Annotated in this window: 1 protein-coding gene; it reads right to left on the bottom strand. The window is 54.3% G+C overall.

The window, feature by feature from the left end; translation table 11 throughout:
* On the bottom strand, positions 1-317 hold a 317-nt coding region (locus CF394_RS15780; protein ID WP_165767509.1), incomplete at both ends, for an IS110 family transposase.

Genomic DNA, 317 nt, shown 5'->3' with positions numbered 1-317 from the left:
GAGCTGAGGGCTCTTCATGCCTTCTACCTGACGGTAGAGGAAGAGGAGCTCTTCGGGAGCCTTACCGACGATGTCTATCGGCAAAGGCGTCTTCTCAAGTACGGCATAGGCCATCTTCCCAAAACTTTTGAAGACCATCGTGAACTCAGGGAAGAAACGGTCGAGCCAGCGGATGATCCGATTCTGTAGCGCATTGATATCCTCTTGGATCTTCGAGCGAAGGGTGGCACCGTTTCGCAGTTCAGCCTCGATCCCTTCCAAGATCCGAGGATAGTTGAAGCGCCCGTCTCGCATCAGTCGCGCAATCACGACGGCAT

Source organism: Tetzosporium hominis, from assembly GCF_002265435.1.
GTDB lineage: Bacteria > Bacillota > Bacilli > Bacillales_A > Planococcaceae > Chryseomicrobium > Chryseomicrobium hominis.
The sequence above is the reverse complement of the archived record's forward strand: the minus strand, read 5'-3'. Positions and strand labels throughout refer to the sequence as shown.